This window comes from Dethiosulfovibrio peptidovorans (assembly GCA_002748665.1).
GTDB classification, from domain to species: Bacteria; Synergistota; Synergistia; order Synergistales; family Dethiosulfovibrionaceae; genus Dethiosulfovibrio; species Dethiosulfovibrio peptidovorans_A.
Genome location: PDTB01000022.1, coordinates 53,322 through 72,694 on the forward strand (window position 1 = coordinate 53,322; position 19,373 = coordinate 72,694).

Consider the following 19,373-nt stretch of genomic DNA (forward strand, 5'->3'; position numbering starts at 1 on the left):
GAAAGCTCGAACTTAACTGACTGAAGGAGGTGTTGTTTCAGTGCAACTACTGGCTATCAACCCCGGTTCCACCAGTACTAAAATAGCTTTGTTCGAGGATGAGAATCAACTCTGGGAGAATACCCAGAGATACGATTTGGACGTGATCGGGCAGTTCGCCTCGGTGACAGCTCAGGAGGACTTTCGACTCAAGAAAATTGAAAAAGCCCTGGAGAGTAAGGGCGTCACTGCCGCCGATCTGGACGGTGTCGTGGGCCGAGGCGGCCTTCTTCGCCCTATTCCAGGAGGCACCTATCGGGTGAACGATGCTATGTTGGAGGATCTGGCGTTGGCATCGTATGGTTCTCACGCCAGTAACTTGGGAGCCCCTTTGGCTCTTCGTCTGGCCACCCAGGCAGGGCATCCGGAAAATGCGTTTATAGTGGATCCCGTGGTGGTGGACGAACTCATAGAGGAGACTCGCTTGTCAGGGTTGCCGGAAATTCCCCGGCGTTCTGTCTTTCATGCTCTGAACCAAAAGGCCATTGCCCGTCGGGCCTCAAACGAGATGGGAAAACCCTACGAGGATATGTCGTTCGTGGTCGCTCATATGGGAGGCGGAATTTCCGTCGGTGCCCACCGTAAGGGACGGGTTATTGACGTCAATAACGCCCTGGACGGTGAAGGCCCGTTCTCACCGGATCGGGCAGGCTCTCTTCCAACTGGTGCCCTGGTCAAGCTCTGCTTCAGCGGTTCGGTCACCTTGCCCGAGATGAGGAAGAAAATAAATGGCAAGGGTGGTTTAGTGGCTCATCTGGGAACCAATGACCTTCGAGAGGTTGAGCGTCGCATCGCCGATGGTGACGGTAAGGCCGACCTTGTCTTTCGGAGTATGGCGTATCAGGTGGCCAAGGAAATAGGTTTGAGGTCTGTCGCTCTCGATGGAGCTGTCGACGCTATTCTCCTTACCGGTGGGTTGGCCTACTCGGATCGGTTTGTCGAGGAGATTCGGCGTCGGGTGGCCTTTATCGCTCCTGTGCGGGTATACCCTGGCGAGGACGAGCTCAAGGCTCTGGCTGAAGGGGCTCTTCGAGTCCTGTCTGGTCAGGAAGAGCCTAAGGTCTACACACGATGAAGGTCGTTCTCCTCCAGCCTCTTGGGATTCATCAGACCTCTCTGGATGACTTGGCTGCTCCTCTGATCGAACAGGGACACGAGTTCGTCATCCACGAGCGGAACGACGATCCTGATGAGAGCATTCGTCGCTTATCCGATGCCGACGTGGCCATGATCGCCGACATGCCTCTGCCCGGGGTGGTCATAGAGAGTTCAGCCTGTCTCAAGATGATATCAGTTGCCTTCACGGGCTATGACCACGTGGATATGGAGGCGTGTGATCACAGGAATATCGTGGTCTCTAACTGCGCCGGATACTCGACCGACTCGGTTGCGGAACTCACGCTGGGTTTGACCCTGGCAGTGCTGAGGAAAATCGTCCCAGCTGACGGGGCAGTGCGCAGCGGCGGTACCAGGATGGGGTTGCCGGGACGGGAGCTGGCGGGTAAGACTGTGGGCGTCGTTGGGACGGGAGCTATAGGCTCCCGGGTGGCTCAGCTGTTCAGAGCTTTTGGGTGCTCCGTGGTGGCCTTCAGCCGGACGGAGCGACCCGAGCTGATCGATGAGGGGATACGGTATGCTTCTCTGGAAGAGCTTCTTGCTGTCAGCGACGTGGTCACTCTTCACCTGCCTGGCACCGAGCGGACTAAAGGCCTTCTTGATGCGAAAAAACTGGCTATCATGAAATCGTCGTCGGTACTCATCAACACCGCCCGCGGTGTCGTGGTGGATACCCAGGCTCTGGCTGACCGACTTCGTTCCGGCGACTTGGCCGGTGCCGGGATCGACGTATTCGATGTGGAGCCGCCCCTTCCGGAGGGACACTCCCTTCTGGATGCTCCTAACTGCGTTCTCACCCCTCACGTGGCATTCGCCACGGCGGAGGCGTTGGAGAAGCGCGCAGCCATGGCCTTCTCTAACGTGATCAACTGGCTTTCGGGGACACCGATCAACGTGGTTATATAGTGAATATAATCAACATAAACGAGGGGGCCTGGTTCTTCAGGCCCCCTCGTTTATGTTGATTATATTCACAGAGCAATTTGTTGGAACGACTAAACCGGGAAATTCATCACACGAGAGCGAAAAAACCGCTGTCGTACACTGGTATAGATGTCTTTAAAATGAGCCTGTTGGCTTGAGGTATTAAAGTTCAAAATTGCTGAACAGTGCCTCGTTTTTCCCCTATTTTTTGACGATTTTTTGACGTCTTATGTGCATGATATAAAACATAAGCTTGTTACTAGCAAAATATATAGAGAAGGGAGATGGTTTACATGGCATCCAAAGAAAATTGGGGCACCAAACTAGGTTTTGTTCTTGCAACTATGGGAGCAGCTATTGGTTGTGGTAATTTATGGCGTTTTCCATACATGGTGGGCAAGTATGGTGAAGCAGCGTTTCTTTTTGTATACGTTGCTATTGTAGCTTTTATCAGCTTCCCCCTCTTGACCGCCGAGGTCGCTATGGGACGCAAAACACGCAAAGATCCTGTGGGAGCGTTTCAAACACTTGCTCCCGGCACACGATGGTTTTTGGGAGGATATCTGAATGTGGCTGTGTCCTTTATGTGGCTTGCATACCTGACCCCTATTTTCGGATGGTTTTTAGGGTATTTCTTTAAAATTGCTATGGGTACGTTCAAATCCATGCCTCCAGAAAAAATTGCAGTACATTTCCCATCATTTATTGCCCAGGGTAATATAGTATTTTTGCTCTCTCTCTCATTGGTTGCGTTGATTGTTTTTATCGTGAGAAAAGGAGTTCGCCAGGGAGTTGAGAAGACAAACAATATTCTTATGCCTATTTTGTTTGTGATCCTCGTAGTTTTAATTATTCGGGCCCTTACGCTTCCTGGGGCCGCTAAGGGGCTGGAGTTCTACCTGAAACCAGATTTCTCTAAACTCTCTCTTGAGGCCGTACTCGGTGCTTTAGGACAAGCTCTTTTTTCTGTTGGTGTTGCTGTGGGAGTTGGAATTGTATTTGGTAGTTACTTACCAGAAGACAATTCCTCCATCACTCGTAAAACCGCTGTTGTTTGTGTCGGTGATACGCTAGTAGCCTTTCTGGCAGGGCTTATGATATTCCCCAGTGTCTTTGCTTTTGGCCTGGAACCTAACTCTGGTGGTGGGCTGCTTTTTGTCACTCTCCCCAATGTTTTCAACCAACTTCCGATGGGCACTATGATTGGTTGTGCAACTGTTCTCCTTTTTATGATTGCCATGCTCACATCCCAAGTAGCTTGTTTTGAAACGGTTGTTTGCTTTATGGAAGAGACGCTTAAAGTAGCAAGAGAAAGAGCTATTTGGATTCTAGCTGCGCTGTTATGTGTGCTCATTTACATCAACGCAAACTTTATGAAGATATTTAGTATATTTGATTATGTTACAAGTAATATCTTTTTGACCGGAGGTGCTTTGCTGCTAGCACTCTTTGTTGGCTGGAAGTGGAAGGTTCCTGCTATGATGAAAGCTGCGTCTATCGAGAGCGGACACAAAACATGGATTATCCTTTTAAAATACTTTGTGCCAGTAGCGATTTTACTTGTATGGGCATCATGGATTTTTTAAAGTTTAAGCCTAAGGGGTGAGAAAATTGTTGCCTAAGACGGTAACGTTAAACGGTCGAGACTTAACTATTCCTGATGTTGTTGCGGTTGCACGCCATAATGTACCTGTGGAAATTGCTCCAGAAGCGCGGGCTGAAATTTGCCGTGTGCGAAATTATATCGAGGAGAATTGGCTTTCCCCTGAAGCCCCTCCGGTATATGGGTTTAATACTGGAGTTGGAAAACTTAAAGACTTCAATATCGACATGGATCAAAAGGATATTTTTCAAAACAATATTGTGATGAGTCATTGTGGTTGTGTAGGAGAGCCTGCCCCGGAAGAAGTTGTTCGTGCCACAATGCTTGTGCGGCTTAATGCATTTTGCTTAGGTTTTTCAGGCCTGCGCATACAAGTTGTTGACAGGCTGTTGGAAATGCTCAACAAAGGGGTTCATCCTGTTATCCCTTATCAGGGCTCTGTTGGTGCGTGCGGTGACTTAGGGCCTCTTGCGCATATGACGTCAGTGCTCATCGGATACGAGAAAGCAGAGGCTTTTTACAGGGGACGAAGGCTTTCGGCACCTGATGCACTCCAACAAGCAGGGATTTTCCCTTCTGTTTTTCAACTTAAAGCTAAAGATTGCCTTGCTCTAATAAATGGAACAACCATGTTTACAGGATTAGGAGCACTTAACTGCTATGATGCTCTCGAACTTGCTAGAACGTGTGATGTTGCGGGGGCAATGAGCTTGGAAGCAGTGCGTGGAGAAACGGCAGCTTTTGACCCTCGGGTTCACAAAGCCCGTCTCCATAAAGGGCAGGAAATCGTAGCCTCGAATATTCTCAAAATTACAAGCGGTAGCACTCGTGTTTCTGAAGATGCCCGTAAAATTCACCTGCCTCATGATATTATGCACCCAAGCTATCAACCGCGAGTGCAGGATCTTTACTCTTTACGATGTATTCCTCAGGTACATGGAGCTGTAAGAGATAATTTGCAATATGCCTGGGAGACAATAGAAAGAGAGATTAACGCTGCGACGGATAATCCCCTCGTGTTTTGGGACGAAAGTGGGGAAAAGCTGGATTTTTTGAGCTGTGGTAATTTTCACGGTGAACCAGTAGCATTTGCTATGGATATTGTGGCTATATCTCTTGCAGAATTAGGCAATATTTCTGAACGTCGCTCTTTCTTTCTCTGCGATCCCACTTTGAATTATGGGTTAAGTCCTATGCTTGCAGGAAAGCCTGTGGGACTTAACTGTGGCTACCCAGTTATTTCTTGTGCAGCCGCAGCGCTTGCATCAGAAAATAAAGGGCTTTGTTTTCCCGCCAGTGTGGATACAATACCTACAAAGAGCAACCAGGAAGACCATGTCTCAATTCTTAAGAATCTTGAAAAAATTATCGGTATCGAGTTTTTACTTGCCAGTCATGCAATCTCATCTACAGAAGAATTGCTTGGTGAATTTAAACTTGGAGTGAGGACAGCAGCTGTTATTAATCGTATTCGGCAAGATCTCCGCTTTGTTCAGGAAGACCATTACATGCCGGGACAATCTGAGCCTTGTATTCTTCTTACAGAAAAAAGAGAGCTCCTTGTTGCTGTTGAAAGTGCTATTGGTAATTTAGCGTAGCCGTCTATTGTAGAGTTATGATCATTTCTGGTGTGTGGTGATAGGGGATGAAAATGACCAATACTTTTGATTGGGTCAAGCAAAATCATAACCCAAATAGGGGAGGGGTGCTGTGTCTAGGCCTACATTATTTTTTGTATCTAATATAATTATTTTCCTACTTCCTCTTAATTTTATAAACTTGATGCTGTCTAATAATAGGGGTTGAATAAAATCAACGTAAACGAAGGGACCTGGTTTTTCAGGTCCCCTTGTTTTAGCGCGTTTTGTTCGTTACACTCCGTCACCGATGGCAACCGTTCTGCCCTCGCCGCCGGAGCGAATCTCTCTGGCCTCAACCCTCAGAACACCGTCGGTGTAGCCTGCCTGTACGGAGTCGCAGTCAATTTCCGCCGGCAGGGAAACTGTCCGGGAGATGGAGCCGTACGCCCTCTCGCTGTGGAGACAGTCCCCTTCGTTACACTGGCTTTCCGAGTGCCTCTCGGCTCGGATCTCGATCTGATTACGGTACACTTTCAGGTCGATATCCTCCTTGGATACCCCTGGTAGATCGACCACCAACGTCACCACGCCGTCTTTTCGGAACACGTCCATACTTGGGGAATGCAGTCGATCATCTTCGTCGCTCAAAGGTTCTCCAAAACCGTGAAACGCCGTCCTCATGGCATTGTCCATCAACGTGAAAGGATCTATCCAGTTTCTGCCTCTGTGGGGAATCAAATATCGTCTCATTCTTTGCACCTCCATTGTCTGATGTTTGTTGACCTTATGCCACCAGTATATACGTCAATATTGGTCAGGCAACATCGAGAAAATAGGATAAGAGACGTTTATGCGAGTTTATGTCATATTTTGTGGTCTTTCCTCATCAAAACGTAGCAAATAGTCGTGTTGCATATTTCAGTATGGACGAAGTTTTAGAAAAAGAGCTGTCATTTTCAAACGAGGGCCCTCTTATTCGGAGAAGGCCCTTGTAAACCCTGTATTCGTCTGATACAATATGCCAGTCTTCATAAAGAAGGGCACGTATCGCGGGGTGGAGCAGTTGGTAGCTCGTCGGGCTCATAACCCGAAGGTCGCAGGTTCAAGTCCTGCCCCCGCAACCAAACTTTGGCGGTGTAGCTCAGTTGGCTAGAGCATACGGTTCATACCCGTAGTGTCACTGGTTCGATTCCAGTCACCGCCACCAACACAGAATTGAGCCTCTATCGTGAGATTGATACGGTAACGATAAGAGAAAACCCCGTTAAGATCGGGGTTTTCTCTTATCTGGAAGAGCGATCGTTACGTACGGAAGAGGAATAAACCTGAAGCTCTGCGGACGAACAGGAAAAATCAGGAGAGGGGGTATCATCCCCCTCTCCTTGCTTTAGAGCCCCAGAGCTTCATCTAAGGCGGTTTTGTCGAATCCCACGATATATCGACCATCGATGTCGATGACGGGCACGCCCATCTGGCCGGTTTCGGCGATCATTTTTTTGCCAGCCTCTCGGTTTGCTCCCACATCGATGGAGTTGAATTCAACACCTTTGTCCGTGAGATATTGTTTGACCTTTTTGCACCAAATGCAGGTTGAGGTTGAGTACACTGTGACGGTCATAGCGTTCCCTCCTTCCACAAAAAGTATAGCATGACGGCTCGGAAGCACGATACCAGTCAGTCCATCGGGCCTGGCAGAGGAAGGCTGGATACGAGCCCAAGAGCGTCGCTGCCTACGGTACAGCCATCATCCGAGGAACTATGGTTTTCAGGTTCAGGTAAGTTTTTGCGAGCCTTAGAAACAGCCGAGGTAACGTAGCTTCAGCGTTCTTCTTGATCAGTGTGGTGACCTTAAGCAGCGATGGCTTGGGATACGCTGTATGGATGGTATTAGTCGTTCTCTGAGTTCTTGACGATGTCTGAAGGAGCGTCCTTGACGAAAGAGATTCCTGGGGCTGCAGATGTGCCCTTGTACATCCATAGATGGATAGACGAACTGTCTTATTGCCCCCCTGAAGGCACATTTTTGAATCTCAGCCATGGGAGGAATCGTCAGAGCTGAAAACGCCCCTCCATCTCTCGGTTCAATCCAGTAAAAAAGGCATCCCGACCTTGAGGTGGAGCTGTTACCAGACTCACGGTCACAAAGACCGCTCCAGAGGCTGTAAGGCCCCAGATGGCAGGCCACTGCCCCAGGGGCTTGAGTCCAGCCAGACTGAGCCAGGTCACCACGGTCCCACCGACGATCAGACTCGACAGGGCGCCCCAGGCTGTGCTCCGCCTCCAGAAAAAGGCCCCCAGAACGGCGGGAAGCTGCATGAGGAGCCCGCCGGATGCCAAGGACGAGAGGACGACGATCAAATCGAACCGAAACTGGGCAAAGACAAAGCACGCGAGAGAGACCGCCGGAATCATCGCTCGTCCCATCCGCAGCTCATCCTCCTCTGAGAGCCCGGGATGCAGAGGACGGATCACGTCCCGACCGAACATGGATCCCAGGGTGAGGACGATGGAGTTCAGCGTCGAGACCGCTGCGGCCACTATGCTCACGGTCACGATCAAGGCCAGTGGGGTCGGGACCATGGACAGAAGGACTGGCATGGCGTTATCGGCGTTGTCCAGCCCAGGCCGAAGCAGGGCCACGGCCAGCCCCAGAAGACCGCAGATCAGGGTGTAGGCCAGGCCGAAACCGGAAAATCCCAGAATCATCCGCCTCAGGCTTTTGGGGCCTTCAGGGGTGTAGAGCCGTTGGACAACCTGAGGGTTGGTGACGGCGAAAAAAGCCCAGGGCAGGGTGAGTCCCAGATACAGAGAGGGGGACCAGTTCACCGTTAAAAGCTCGGGCACCTGAGATACGGCATCGACGAATCCCTGAGGCAAAAGACGGGAGCTCACGAATCCCACCAGCACGACGCTGGCGACGAGCATGATCGTGGACTGAAGGCTGTCTGTCCAGGCTACAGATCGCATCCCCGCCAGGCAGAAAACCATGCCGATCAGGGTTCCAGCCCCGGCCCCCACGCAGAAAGGGACGCTCCCTCCGGAGAGGATCTCGAGGAGATACCCCACCCCCATGAGCTGTACCGAGGCGTAGGGAATGAGCATGACCATACAGAGACAGGTTGCCACGAATCCCACGGAGGATCGACTATACCGAAAAGACAGGAACTCACTGGGGCTCACCAGGTTGAACGCGCGTCCTGCAGCCCAGTACCGGGGGGCGAAAAGGACCAGCAGGAACACGGTAAAGATAAGGTACGTCAGCTCAAACCCCAGAGCTGCCACCCCCGTCTTGTAGGTAAGTCCTACCAGGCCGACCATCATGAAGGCGCTATAGGTTGTGGCGCTGTAGCTCAGGGCCGATACCAGTCCTCCGACGGTTCTGTTTGCCAGAAAATACTCGGGGACGCCCGCCCCCGTCCGTCTTCTGGCATACCATGACAGGAGAGAGCCCAGGGCGAACCACAGGAAAATACCCGAGGATAAAAGGGTTCCTGACATGGTTTACCGTCTCCCTCTCATGCCCCACGAGGCTGTGACGACTGCCCCTGAGATGACGACGATCACGGTCAGAGCCAGCCAGAAAGCGAAAGCGCCGGAGAGGCTTCCCACGGACCGAACTATCCCAAAGGGCACGACAACGTCAAAAACGGCCGCTACAGCTGCCCATAGACACCACAGTTTTTCCTTCCGTCTCACGTCTCCAGAACTCCTTTCATAGCCCGTACCCCATCGTGAATCGACAGGGCTTAAAACTGAACGAGAAACCCGGCCTCACGCAGTCCGTCCTCGACGGCCTGAAGAATCTCTTCGTCGGGGGCCTCCATCGTGTGGAGATGGAACCCGCCGGAAAGGCTCAGCAGAGGATGACGACCTGTGGTCTCCATCAAGGTCAGAAATCGTCGAACCTCCTCCTGAGTTCCCACGTCAATATTGCCTCGAAGCTCACCGTAGATGGGATGGTCGATGAACACATCAACCATCCGGGCTCCCATGGATACCACCAGAGACAGCTCTCTGTAGAGGTCGTCAGCCTGGTGACAGACCGCCATGACTCGCCGAACAGCAGCGATTCCCTGATCCAACCGGTACCCCCGGGACGTTGAAACGATGGGCACTCCCTCCTCCCGAAGGATGGCGATGTCCTGGACGATGGCCTGGCGACTCACCGCAAAACGATCGGCCAGATCTGCGCCACTGACGGGATCGTATCCCTTCCGGAGTATCTCGATCAAAAACTTCAGCCGTTTTCGCCTGTCGACCATATTTTCACCTCTTTTAGTCAGATTATAGCAGCTACTAGCATAAAGATATATTCGCTCCGAAGCCCGCCTTTATTTGGTAGCATGTTGGGGCACGAGCTTGACACGCCTGTGAGGGGGGACTAACATGTTGTTATGAACAAAGAAACGTGAGCTGCATTTCTTTACAAAAACTTTGAATGGAGGGCTTATCTTGAAGAATATCCTTCGTATGACGTTGGGACTGTGCTTGTCCACGTTGCTTGCTCTCTCAGCAACAGCTCATGCCCCGGATACACTGGTCTATTCATGGAGCGGAAACGCTGGAGGAGATTTGAATCCCCACCTCTATTCCCCTAACCAGATGTACGCTCAGAATATGATTTTCGAATCTCTGGTGAGATACAGTTCTCGGGGAACTATTGAACCTTGTCTGGCGGAGAGCTGGGACATTTCTGATGATGGCCTCCGGTACACCTTCCATCTCCGCAAGGGAGTGACCTTTTCCGACGGCTCTCCATGGAATTCCAAGGCGGCCAAGGCCAATATGGACGCTGTCATGGAGAATGCCAAGCGTCACGCATGGCTTGGTCTGGTAGGGCAGATCGACTCCACTGAGGTCTCTGACGAACACACTATGGTGCTTGTTCTGAAGGCTCCCTACGCCGCCACTCTCTGGGATCTCTCCCTGATCCGTCCCTTCAGGTTCCTCAGTCCTTCGGCGTTTGGTGAGGATGGAGGCACGGCCAAGGGCATTAAAAAACCCATAGGTACCGGTCCCTGGATCCACGCGGAGGAGAAGAAGGGCGAATACGATCTCTTTGTCCGAAACGACGGATACTGGGGCCCCAAACCGACCATAGCCAAGATCCTGGTCAAGGTGATCCCCGAGAGCGAGTCCCGGGTGGTGGCCCTGGAGACCGGCGAGATCGACCTGATCTTTGGTGCCAGCGGTCAGGGGGCTGCTCAGATCAGCATAGAGGCTTTTAGGCGCCTGGAGGCCATGGGACGATACGAGACAGGTATCTCAGGCCCTCGGGCTACGCGGCTGTTAGCCATCAACTCGGGCTGCGGTGTCACTGCGGATCTGGCAGTTCGAAAAGCCATTCTTCACGCTGTGGACAAGGATGCTCTCGTCAAGGGAGTCTTCCTGGGTATGGAGAAACGAGCTGATTTCCTCTTCAGTCCTCAGATGCCTTTCTGTAACCTGGGGCTGCCTCCTTACGAGTACGATCTGGATAAGGCCAATTCTCTTCTGGACAAGGCCGGTTGGGTTCGGGATGGAGAATATAGGGCAAAGGACGGAAAAGAGCTCCGTCTGGATATCTGTTTCATCGGTACCGATACCGTACAGAAAGCCATCGCCGAGGTGCTTCAGTCGAACCTGAAAAGAATTGGTATGAAGCTTGATCTGACCGGCGTTGAAAAAGACGCATACTACAAGAGGCAGAAGAACGGAACCTTCGGCCTTATCTTCAGCGACACTTGGGGAGCGCCCTATGAACCTCACGCTATGGTGAGTTCGATGCGGGTGCCCTCCCACGCTGACTACCAGGCTCAGTCTGGTCTGCCCATGAAAAAAGAGCTGGACAAAAAGATCGCTCAGGTTCTGATAGCCGTCGGTGATGATCGTTGCCAGAGGCTGTACCGGGAGATCCTGACCACCCTCCACGACCAGGCTGTTTATCTGCCCCTATCCTATAGGACCCTGGTTAAAGTCCATGTCAATGAGCTTCAGGGCGTCGTTTTCCCGGCCTTTATAACCGAGGTGCCCTTCGAGAGCATGTCCTGGAAATAGGCTTATTCTGAGGTCACCGTGTTTCGATTTATCGTCAAGCGCATCCTGGTATTGATACCGATCCTGTTTTTCGTCTCCATCATGGTTTTTCTCATCCTCCGGCTTGCCGAAGGCGATCCGGCTATGGCCTATCTTCGTATGTCAAATATCCCCCCTACGGATGAGGCTCTGGCCCAGACCCGCCACGACCTGGGGTTGGATAAACCCATAGCGGAGCAGTATGTTTTGTGGGTATCCCGGGCTATGCGCTTTGATTTCGGCCGTTCCTACGTCACGGGTAAGCCGGTTCTTCAGGAGGTACTCTACTACCTGCCGGCTACCTTGACCCTGGCCGGCCTCGGGTTGCTCTTTACCATCCTGGTCAGCGTCCCCCTGGGGGTGACCGCCGCTCTCCATAAGGATCGGTTTCAGGATCACCTCACCAGGGTCCTGGCTTTTGTCGGAGTCTCCATGCCCAGCTTCTGGTTGGGCTATCTCCTGCTCTTTCTCCTCTCCGTGAAGCTTCGCTGGCTGCCGCCCATGGGACGAGGGGGGATAGCCCACATGATAATGCCGGTGCTCACGCTCTCGGCCATGTCCATCGCCATCAACGTTCGGTTTCTCCGGGCCAACCTGCTGGAGAACATGAACTCCCGGTCGATTTTCTTCGCCCGCGCCAGAGGATTGTCGGAAAAGAGGGTCCTCTGGGCCCATGTGATGAAGAACTCGCTGATCCCGGTCATCACAATGACGGGTATGCACCTGGGCGAGATGCTGGGGGGGGCCGTCATCGTTGAGAACATTTTTTCATGGCCTGGTCTGGGACGATATGCCGTTCAGTCAGTGCTCAATCGGGATTATCCTGTGCTTCAGTGCTTTATTCTGATGATGACGGTCATATTCGTGCTCTGTAACCTGGTGGTGGACATCGTTTATGCCTTGGTGGATCCCCGAATCCGGTTTGAGGGTGACGCCCGATGATAGCCCGCCTGAAAATTAACCCTGTATTTTGGGTGGCGGTTGTCCTGCTGAGCGTCATCGCTATCGTCGCCTTGTTCTTCCCGTTTATGGGCCTGCCGGATCCTTCGGCGGTGGACTTGGCCTCCAGGTTGCAGCCTCCCAGCGTTGATCACCTTTTGGGGACCGACCACCTGGGACGGGATCTCCTGGCACGTCTCTTTGCCGGCACCCGGGTCTCACTGGGCTCGGTTTTTGCCATCCTTGCCATGATCGTGGTCTTCAGCACCCTGGCGGGTGGTGCTGCCGGCTTCCTGGGAGGTGTGGTGGACTCGGCCATCATGAGGACCTGCGACGTGTTTCTGACCTTCCCCACCATCATCCTGGCGATGTTCTTCATCGCCGTTCTGGGGACCGGTCTGATGAACGTTATCATCGCCATATTCTTTACCCATTGGGCATGGTACGCTCGAATCGTCCGGGGCATGGTGATATCCCTGAAAAACCGGGAATATATCCTGGCAGCCAAGGTGGCTGGCACCAGCCGTTTTCGGACGGTGGTCCGCCACATACTTCCATCTCTGGCTCCCCAGATCCTGGTTTTGTCCACCTTGGATATCGGCCATATGATGCTCCACGTGGCGGGGCTCTCCTTTTTGGGGCTGGGCGTCCAACCGCCAACTCCCGAGTGGGGGAGCATGATCAACGATGCCCGACAGTATATCTGGACCGAGCCTCAGCTGCTTCTGTATCCTGGTTTGTGCATATTCGTGACGGTCATGGCCTTTAATCTCTTGGGAGATGCTCTCCGAGACGGTCTGGATCGCTCCCTGATTCCCGAGGAGATGGAGCCATGAGCGCTCATCTGCTGACCGCCCGGGAGCTCTCCATTGAGACGACCACGAATTCACCCCTGTCGCTGGTTCGGGATGTCTCCTTCTCGGTTCATCCGGGAGAGGTCACCTGTCTCGTAGGCGAAAGTGGATCGGGCAAGTCCCTGTCCTGTATGGCGGCTCTTTCTCTTCTCCCCCGAGGTGTCCGACGGACCTCCGGCACTGTGACCTTTCAGGATAGGGTGCTGGATGAACTCTCGCCGAGAGAGCTCCAGACCTTGCGAGGTGGGAGAATTGCCGTGGTGCTTCAGAATCCCTCAAGCTGTTTCGATCCGGTTTTCTCCATCGGGACTCACTTCGACGAGACCATGGTAGCCCATGGAGGGCAGACCTCTCTCGGTCGAGACGACCGTATCGCCACGGCGTTGGGGGAGGTCGGTCTGGATGACTGGGCGGAGATCTGCCGTGCATACCCCTTTCAGCTCAGCGGTGGGATGCTTCAGCGGGTGATGCTGGCCCTGGCCCTGATCAACGATCCGGTGCTCCTCGTCGCTGACGAGCCCACCACAGACCTGGACACGATCTCGCAGAAACGGGTTCTCGATCTGATTGACGAGGCCAGGGAACGGCGGGGTATGGGTGTGCTTCTCGTCACCCACGATCTGGGCGTGGTGGCCCGGATGGCCCATCACGTGGTGGTTCTGGATCAGGGCTCTCTCATCGAGTCCGGGCCAGTTCGGCAGATATTTGAGCAGCCGCAGCATCCCACAACTCAGGCCCTCGTCTCCACTCATAAACATCTGTCGTCCAACCTGAACTTCAAGGAGGCTCGCTCATGAGCGCTCTTCTCTCCGTTCGTGATCTGCACCGCATCTACCGTCGAGGTGGCTTTTTTACACATGCAGAGGAACTTCACGTTCTGCAGGGTATTGACCTGGATCTTGAGGAAGGCTCCACTCTCGGCCTGGTGGGGCAAAGTGGCTGCGGCAAGAGCACCCTGGGCAGGATGATCCTGGGGATTGAACGGCCAAGTTGCGGAACCGTCTGCTTTCGGGGAACGGATATCAGAACCATGGCTGCCGATGAGTTCAGGGAGTTTCGACGGAACGTTCAGGTGGTGTTTCAGAACGTTCACAATTCCGTCAATCCCCGAATGACCGCCGGTGAGATCGTGGCTGAGCCCCTGCGGAATTTCCTGAACATCTCTAAAAAAGAGGCCATCCGACGAAGTCGTCCCCTTCTGGAACAGGTGGGGCTTAAGGCATCCGACGCTGACAAACTTCCGGGACAGTTTAGTGGCGGTGAGCTTCAGCGAGTCTGCATCGCCCGGGCTTTGGCTCCGGATCCCGAGGTGATCGTCTTCGACGAGGCTGTCAGCAGCTTAGATATGCTTATCCAGACCCGTATCCTGAGCCTGATAAAGGATATCCGACGGGAACGAGGCCTGAGCGCCCTGTTCATCTCTCACGACCTGCGCGTGGTGGCTGACCTTTGCGACGAGGTTGCCCTTATAAAAGACGGAGTCATCGTCCTTCGGGAACGCTCCATCGCTGATCTGGCATCCTCCGGCGACAGCGCCGTTCGGGAAATGGTGAATTCCCTCCCTCCTGCCACTCCGATTCGATAGGTAGCAGACGAAAGGGCCGGTTGGGAACATACCGAACCGGCCCTTTCGCAAACTCGATCAGACCTCAAGTATGGACGAATAAGGAGAGGGACGTGTACAATAGAGCCATGAAAAAAACTTTATTAATTTTTTGGAGAGTGAGAAGGTCCCTTGGGTACATTTTTCTTCTGATGGTACTCCCTATTCATTCCGCTCAGGGAGCTCTTCCCGAATGGGTTACAGAGGTTGAGGAGGCTCTTGAAAAGCATCTTCAGGGCCCCGAGGGACTTTACCACACCAATACCTCGGATCCCAGTTATCTTTCGGAAACCTTGACTCTGCGTATGGAGCTGGCGCTACTTCGAAAGGATAAGGAAAAATTCGATCTTCTCTGTGGCTATATGAGGAAGTATTTTCTCTCCCCCCTGGGGCTTTTATATTGGAAACTGGATTTTCTGGGAAAGCCTGTGGAGTTTTCCAATGCCAGCATCGATGATCTCAGGGCCCTTCGAGTGCTGAAAAAAGCCTTCTCTCTTTGGGAGGATGAGAAGTATCGAAATCTGTACGCCCTACTTCAGGATGGGCTTTTTCTTTATAACGTACGGGACGGACGGCTTCTTAATGGTTGTAGTTGGGAGAAACGGGGATTGCTTCAGGTCTACCGAACATTTCCTCTTTCTGACGAATTTACTCTCTCCTATGGAGACCTTGAAACCCTCCGTACCCTCGGGTTGGAGGATCCCCGCTGGCTTCCGGTCTATATGGGTACCCTCGGGATTATGAGTGGAGGGCTCTCTCTTGGGAAAGGGATTCCCTGGACATTTAACATCCCCTCAGAAGTTTTTTCTTGGGATAAAGAAAATCCCATCAACTCTCTCATTTACATTCTCTCGCTTTTACGGGTAGGCTTCCTTCCCCGGGAGGCTCTTGATACGTACCGTGAGGAGTTTGGAATCTTTGGATCTATACGGGACTCTCGGGGGTCCGAGAATATTGCGGTCTATGCCCTTTTTTCTCTGGCTCTCAATGAGGCGGGATATCCTCAAGAGTCCCGTCGGGTTTTGGATCGCCTGGAGTCGTTTCTTCTTACGTTTCAAGGTTATGAAGGGCTTCTGGGGTATCTTCGTGAAGATGAAGAAGGAATCTCCTGTCAAGCTTGGGTTTTCGACAATCTTCTGGCTTTGATTGCCGCTCTTTCCGCAGAGCTCCCATAAAAACTATTTGAATAAAAAAATCACTCCTGGGGGAAGTAGAGCGTTATCTGGTTTCGAAGATCCTTGGCTCCTTTGGGGTGAAGCTGCTCCAAGACTTCATCCCTTTTCCGAGCTGTTACGATGTTTTCCTCTCTCAGGGATAGAAGTTCCAGATTATAAAGAGCTTCTGGATCCTGGGGGTTCAAAGGGAGAGCCCGTTGAAAAGCTTCCCCGGTGCCGGGAAGAAGTCCGAGATTGAGGCAGATGAAACAGAAATCCCCGTAAGTCTGAGAAGCCCCTTCTAGGATAAGGGCTTGCCGGGAGGCTTCGAAAGCTTGCCGAGACTTCTTCTCTTCCATGAGGGCATATCCTAGACAGTGTCGTCACGATATATTTACCCGCAGTCGGGAGGGAGGTCTCGCCACGGAGTGCCAGTACGCAGAATCCAGAAGACCGCATTAATAAAAAGACGGTTGTCTTGAGTCTTGCCTCCCCACGAACCCTTTCTGCCGGGAAGCTGAGGTTTCAGTAGCTTCCAGACTCTATCCGAAATGTCGTGTCTTCTATGCGATGCTTCCATGGTACATTCCTCCCGATTCTCTATTCTGATAAGGGCCGATTGCGGTGAAAGGCTGAATTGTAACGTTATTCGTGATACACTTGCAACGATACTCTACAAGCTTCCTTCTGTTTGCTGTAGAAAATAACAGGGTTGTTGGTACATCGAGTGTGATTGGAGGTGAAAAGACCGGGAAGGAAGAACTCAGAACGAACATTCACAAACATACCTAAAAATAGCTTGCCAGTAGTGGGTAGAAAAGACAGGCGTAGTTAAAAAACAATTGCAAGACCAAAGGTTTTATGCGCACCTTGAAAGAAAAATGGTTTCGTAAGGAGAAAATCGAGTCTCCAGAGCTTTGTAGTAAACCTATGGCTCGTTTCGTTGGTTTCTGAAGCAGGAGTAATCCTCACAGATCTCTTGGTAACTTGCTTCCTGGCGCATTTCTCAACTTGTTCCTTATCAGATGGTGTCTTGTGGTCAAAACCGTGACTTTGTTGTGTGATGATACGGATTTATTTTTTATTTTATCTTTTACAGGGGAGGGTTCGTTTTTGGCAAAAGAATTGCAAAAAAAGAAAAGACGCATATATATTTTAAGCTTCGGAGTGGTTGTCTTTTTTTTGGTTCTTCTTACATGGTATTTCATCAATCAATATCTTTCCTTCGCAGCCTACCTCCTCGGTTTTCTTGCCGTACTAACTTTTGCTACGGGAATTCTCTTCGGCGAGATTCCCGCTTTGGTGCTTTCCCTTTTTGTGGTCTTCGCGTACGGATCTCTGAAAATCGGTGTTGCCTTATGGGAACCTTCCTCCTCCCCGGTTGGAGCAGGGGATCTCTTCTGGCTGTTTTTTCTACCTGCGGGAGGATTCCTTGGGGGCAGTATGTACAGGGCTCTTTCTCCTCTCTATGAAAAGCTAGAAACTTTTACAACAGAGATTTCGGAGCTAATAGTGTGCAATGAAGTAACCTTTCTGGAAACGGGGAAGCGGTTTGCTTTCCGAGTAAGCGAGGAAATTTCCCGAGTGCGTCGTTATGGAGGAGATTTTTCTCTGCTGCTTCTGAAGATACGTTTTTTGAAGGAGCTTGAGGAAGTACATGGAGCCCGAAATCGTGACGGAGTACTCCGGATCGTGGCAAATATTCTGCGAGGGGCGAAACGGGAAGAGGATTTCGTCGCTCAGCTTGATACGGGGGAGTTCGCTCTGCTCCTTCCCAGCACCAGTAAGGAGGGGGCTGAGGGTTTTCGGGATCGTCTCCGGAGTCAGCTTCGTTATGTTGATCTTTCGGTGGCGGATGAGGATTTTCGTCGTATCCGGCTTACCGTCCTTTTCGGGCTTTCCCATTTCCCGGGAGATGGAGAGGAGTATATTCCTCTTCTTGGCGTGGCTCGCAAGGAATACGAGTATGACATGGGGTAGAAGAGCAAAAAAACTTTCCCTTTTCTGGTTGGCGGTATGGGGAATCCTGGTGTTCTTTTGGGATTCTGGAGCTGCCCAGGGTTTTTTCGAAGCTCCCCGGTGCATCAAGAAAGCATTGCTTGTTCTGGGAGAAGGAGATTTGAGGCCTTCCAGCCTTGCGGAGCCCGAGATGATGGGGCGTCTTCTTCTCTCATCCTTCACTGACGATATTGAAATATGTTCCCTTGAAGAGTATCTTCCCGAAAAAAGTCGGAGTAAGGATTTTACCCTTTTTATGGCTCCCGCAAGGAGGGATTATCTCGTGTCCCTGCCCCAAAAAGGTTGTCCCTTTATGTGGATAGGTCCGGGGCTGCCTCAGCCCAATCCGCTGGAGGGGTTGGTCTCCTACGATTCCCGAGAGCAATGTCCTTTTGATCACCTTCTTTATAAAGGTATGCAATCCTTTGTGGGAACCAAGGAAACTCTCCCCTCGGTGGAAATTCTCCGAAGCAAGGATATGACGGTGTATGCCTATGCCACGAATCTCCAGAAAAAATATCCCTATGTTTTCGGAAGATCTTCTCGTCAGGAGTGGTATGTTTGCACTAACCCTTACTGGGGCAAGCACCTGATTCCCCTTTTGGGTGTTTTGACCGTTTTTTTTAAAGATTTCAATGATTTGCCTTTGCGTCTTTTCGTACGACTTGAGGGGGTCACGCCTTTTACCTCTCCTGAACAGCTTCGGCAAATTGGTGAGTGGCTCTGGAAGCGCAAGATTCTCTTCGGCATAGCCTACCATCCCCGGAGTAAGGAATACCGGGGGGAAAGAGAGATCCTTCTGAAGGATGCTCCCCGGCTGGTAGAGGTTCTCAATGATCTTGCCCAAAAAGGAGCTCTTCTGATTTTGGTTCACCGATTCGACTCCTCTGCCGACGGAAAGGAGCACTTTTCCGAGGGGCTCCGAGAAGTGCTTGGTCTTTCCTGCCGGGCGGGGGTTTGCCCTTCCGCTCTCCAGATGGAAAACTACGCCCTTCCCCCGGCCTGTCTTGAGGTGGTTTCCCGTTTTTTTCCTCTTCTCTTCGGTCGTATTCAGGTAAGCCATGCGGATCCCCGGGGCACCTTCATGGTGCCCTTTCCGAGTACGATTGAGTCGATGGATTATTTCCCGGAAACTCTCGGATATGTTCGAAAAGAGGACCCCCAGGGTAGTGCCCTCGAAATTATAGGGAAAGCCAGGGATTTATCCCTTATTAGGGGAAGTGTGGGTTCCTTTGGATATGCTCCAGAATTCGGATTGGAGCTTTTGGATTTCATTGTACGCTCTCTGGAGCACCTGGGCTATGCGGCAGCTGAGGAAAGGGAAGTCTATCCCAAGTTGGCGGATCCCGGGAAGGGGGATGTTCGGGAAAAGGGTGGGAATATTCAGCCCTGGGTATCGTCTTTGGTGGCCCTTTTTATAATCTTGGGGCTCTTTTCGGCTCTTTTGGGGGGCGTTTTCTATTTTCGTGCTTCCCGAAGAAGAAAAAAAAGGCTTTTCCGGTGAGAAGA

General features: G+C 51.8%; 18 protein-coding genes, 2 tRNA genes and 1 pseudogene. 14 read left to right on the forward strand and 7 right to left on the reverse strand.

What is annotated here, in order from left to right; translation table 11 throughout:
• Positions 1-40 precede the first annotated feature (40 nt).
• From buk to CSA35_06500, 4 genes are all read left to right on the forward strand, one after another.
• On the forward strand, positions 41-1,114 hold the full coding sequence (gene buk, locus CSA35_06485; protein PIE54359.1) for a butyrate kinase: 1,074 nt from the start codon (positions 41-43) through the stop codon (positions 1,112-1,114).
• The gene (locus tag CSA35_06490; protein ID PIE54360.1) at positions 1,111-2,061 is read left to right on the forward strand and encodes a hydroxyacid dehydrogenase; all 951 of its coding nucleotides are present in this window, start codon (positions 1,111-1,113) and stop codon (positions 2,059-2,061) included. The genes buk and CSA35_06490 overlap by 4 nt, the downstream gene beginning before the upstream one ends.
• A gap of 302 nt (positions 2,062-2,363) precedes the next feature.
• Positions 2,364-3,665 (forward strand): sodium-dependent transporter, encoded by a 1,302-nt coding sequence (locus CSA35_06495; protein PIE54361.1) that lies wholly within the window; start codon positions 2,364-2,366, stop codon positions 3,663-3,665.
• 28 nt (positions 3,666-3,693) lie between these two features.
• On the forward strand, positions 3,694-5,280 hold the full coding sequence (locus CSA35_06500) for a histidine ammonia-lyase (GenBank protein ID PIE54400.1): 1,587 nt from the start codon (positions 3,694-3,696) through the stop codon (positions 5,278-5,280).
• A gap of 273 nt (positions 5,281-5,553) precedes the next feature.
• Here the strand turns inward: CSA35_06500 and CSA35_06505 are convergent, their stop codons facing one another.
• Complete coding sequence (locus CSA35_06505; protein ID PIE54362.1) at positions 5,554-6,027, reverse strand: hypothetical protein; 474 nt, start codon at positions 6,025-6,027, stop codon at positions 5,554-5,556.
• A 283-nt stretch (positions 6,028-6,310) separates the two neighbouring features.
• On the opposite strand from CSA35_06505, the gene CSA35_06510 reads away from it, so the two are divergent.
• Together CSA35_06510 and CSA35_06515 are read left to right on the forward strand one after the other, a co-directional pair.
• Positions 6,311-6,386, forward strand: a tRNA-Met gene (locus CSA35_06510).
• Positions 6,387-6,392: 6 nt separating this feature from the next.
• Positions 6,393-6,469 (forward strand) — tRNA-Met (locus tag CSA35_06515).
• A gap of 180 nt (positions 6,470-6,649) precedes the next feature.
• Here CSA35_06515 and CSA35_06520 read toward each other — a convergent pair.
• The 4 genes from CSA35_06520 to CSA35_06535 form a co-directional block, all read right to left on the reverse strand.
• On the reverse strand, positions 6,650-6,880 hold the full coding sequence (locus CSA35_06520; protein ID PIE54363.1) for an NrdH-redoxin: 231 nt from the start codon (positions 6,878-6,880) through the stop codon (positions 6,650-6,652).
• Positions 6,881-7,311: 431 nt separating this feature from the next.
• Positions 7,312-8,760, reverse strand: coding sequence for a sodium:solute symporter (locus tag CSA35_06525; protein ID PIE54364.1), 1,449 nt, complete (start codon positions 8,758-8,760; stop codon positions 7,312-7,314).
• 3 nt (positions 8,761-8,763) lie between these two features.
• Entirely contained in the window at positions 8,764-8,958 is a 195-nt protein-coding gene (locus CSA35_06530; protein ID PIE54365.1) for a hypothetical protein, read from the reverse strand.
• 50 nt (positions 8,959-9,008) lie between these two features.
• Positions 9,009-9,524: a transcription repressor NadR gene (locus CSA35_06535; GenBank protein PIE54366.1), complete on the reverse strand. Its 516-nt coding sequence runs from the start codon at positions 9,522-9,524 to the stop codon at positions 9,009-9,011.
• Positions 9,525-9,732: 208 nt separating this feature from the next.
• Between CSA35_06535 and nikA the strand changes: the two genes are divergently transcribed.
• The 6 genes from nikA to CSA35_06565 all read left to right on the forward strand — a co-directional run bounded on the left by nikA (position 9,733) and on the right by CSA35_06565 (position 15,887).
• On the forward strand, positions 9,733-11,298 hold the full coding sequence (nikA, locus tag CSA35_06540; GenBank protein PIE54401.1) for a nickel ABC transporter, nickel/metallophore periplasmic binding protein: 1,566 nt from the start codon (positions 9,733-9,735) through the stop codon (positions 11,296-11,298).
• A gap of 18 nt (positions 11,299-11,316) precedes the next feature.
• Entirely contained in the window at positions 11,317-12,258 is a 942-nt protein-coding gene (locus tag CSA35_06545) for a nickel ABC transporter permease subunit NikB (GenBank protein PIE54367.1), read from the forward strand.
• A complete protein-coding gene (locus CSA35_06550) occupies positions 12,255-13,091 on the forward strand; it encodes a nickel ABC transporter permease subunit NikC (protein ID PIE54368.1) in 837 nt (278 codons plus the stop codon). Before CSA35_06545 ends, CSA35_06550 begins: the two co-directional genes overlap by 4 nt.
• Positions 13,088-13,906, forward strand: coding sequence for a nickel import ATP-binding protein NikD (nikD, locus tag CSA35_06555; protein ID PIE54369.1), 819 nt, complete (start codon positions 13,088-13,090; stop codon positions 13,904-13,906). The genes CSA35_06550 and nikD overlap by 4 nt, the downstream gene beginning before the upstream one ends.
• A complete protein-coding gene (locus CSA35_06560; protein PIE54370.1) occupies positions 13,903-14,694 on the forward strand; it encodes a nickel import ATP-binding protein NikE in 792 nt (263 codons plus the stop codon). The genes nikD and CSA35_06560 overlap by 4 nt, the downstream gene beginning before the upstream one ends.
• Positions 14,695-14,801: 107 nt before the next feature.
• Positions 14,802-15,887, forward strand: coding sequence for a hypothetical protein (locus CSA35_06565; protein PIE54371.1), 1,086 nt, complete (start codon positions 14,802-14,804; stop codon positions 15,885-15,887).
• A gap of 20 nt (positions 15,888-15,907) precedes the next feature.
• Here the strand turns inward: CSA35_06565 and CSA35_06570 are convergent, their stop codons facing one another.
• Together CSA35_06570 and CSA35_06575 are read right to left on the reverse strand one after the other, a co-directional pair.
• Positions 15,908-16,225, reverse strand: coding sequence for a hypothetical protein (locus tag CSA35_06570; protein ID PIE54372.1), 318 nt, complete (start codon positions 16,223-16,225; stop codon positions 15,908-15,910).
• 38 nt (positions 16,226-16,263) lie between these two features.
• Positions 16,264-16,446 (reverse strand): annotated as a pseudogene (locus CSA35_06575) (IS5/IS1182 family transposase).
• Positions 16,447-16,853: 407 nt separating this feature from the next.
• Here CSA35_06575 and CSA35_06580 point away from each other — a divergent pair.
• Both CSA35_06580 and CSA35_06585 read left to right on the forward strand, forming a co-directional pair.
• Positions 16,854-17,846 carry a hypothetical protein gene (locus CSA35_06580; protein PIE54373.1) on the forward strand — a complete coding sequence of 331 codons (993 nt, stop codon included), beginning with the start codon at positions 16,854-16,856 and terminating at the stop codon, positions 17,844-17,846.
• Positions 17,722-19,368, forward strand: coding sequence for a hypothetical protein (locus tag CSA35_06585; protein ID PIE54374.1), 1,647 nt, complete (start codon positions 17,722-17,724; stop codon positions 19,366-19,368). The genes CSA35_06580 and CSA35_06585 overlap by 125 nt, the downstream gene beginning before the upstream one ends.
• Positions 19,369-19,373 lie beyond the last annotated feature (5 nt).

Coding starts and splice junctions, on each gene's coding strand:
- nikD (PIE54369.1), top strand. CDS start 13,088: ATGAGCGCTCATCTGCTGACCGCCCGGGAGCTCTCCATTGAGACGACC.
- CSA35_06525 (PIE54364.1), bottom strand. CDS start 8,760: ATGTCAGGAACCCTTTTATCCTCGGGTATTTTCCTGTGGTTCGCCCTG.
- CSA35_06495 (PIE54361.1), top strand. CDS start 2,364: ATGGTTTACATGGCATCCAAAGAAAATTGGGGCACCAAACTAGGTTTT.
- CSA35_06535 (PIE54366.1), bottom strand. CDS start 9,524: ATGGTCGACAGGCGAAAACGGCTGAAGTTTTTGATCGAGATACTCCGG.
- nikA (PIE54401.1), top strand. CDS start 9,733: ATGACGTTGGGACTGTGCTTGTCCACGTTGCTTGCTCTCTCAGCAACA.
- CSA35_06490 (PIE54360.1), top strand. CDS start 1,111: ATGAAGGTCGTTCTCCTCCAGCCTCTTGGGATTCATCAGACCTCTCTG.
- CSA35_06565 (PIE54371.1), top strand. CDS start 14,802: ATGAAAAAAACTTTATTAATTTTTTGGAGAGTGAGAAGGTCCCTTGGG.
- CSA35_06505 (PIE54362.1), bottom strand. CDS start 6,027: ATGGAGGTGCAAAGAATGAGACGATATTTGATTCCCCACAGAGGCAGA.
- CSA35_06570 (PIE54372.1), bottom strand. CDS start 16,225: ATGGAAGAGAAGAAGTCTCGGCAAGCTTTCGAAGCCTCCCGGCAAGCC.
- CSA35_06550 (PIE54368.1), top strand. CDS start 12,255: ATGATAGCCCGCCTGAAAATTAACCCTGTATTTTGGGTGGCGGTTGTC.
- CSA35_06520 (PIE54363.1), bottom strand. CDS start 6,880: ATGACCGTCACAGTGTACTCAACCTCAACCTGCATTTGGTGCAAAAAG.
- CSA35_06560 (PIE54370.1), top strand. CDS start 13,903: ATGAGCGCTCTTCTCTCCGTTCGTGATCTGCACCGCATCTACCGTCGA.
- CSA35_06585 (PIE54374.1), top strand. CDS start 17,722: ATGAGGATTTTCGTCGTATCCGGCTTACCGTCCTTTTCGGGCTTTCCC.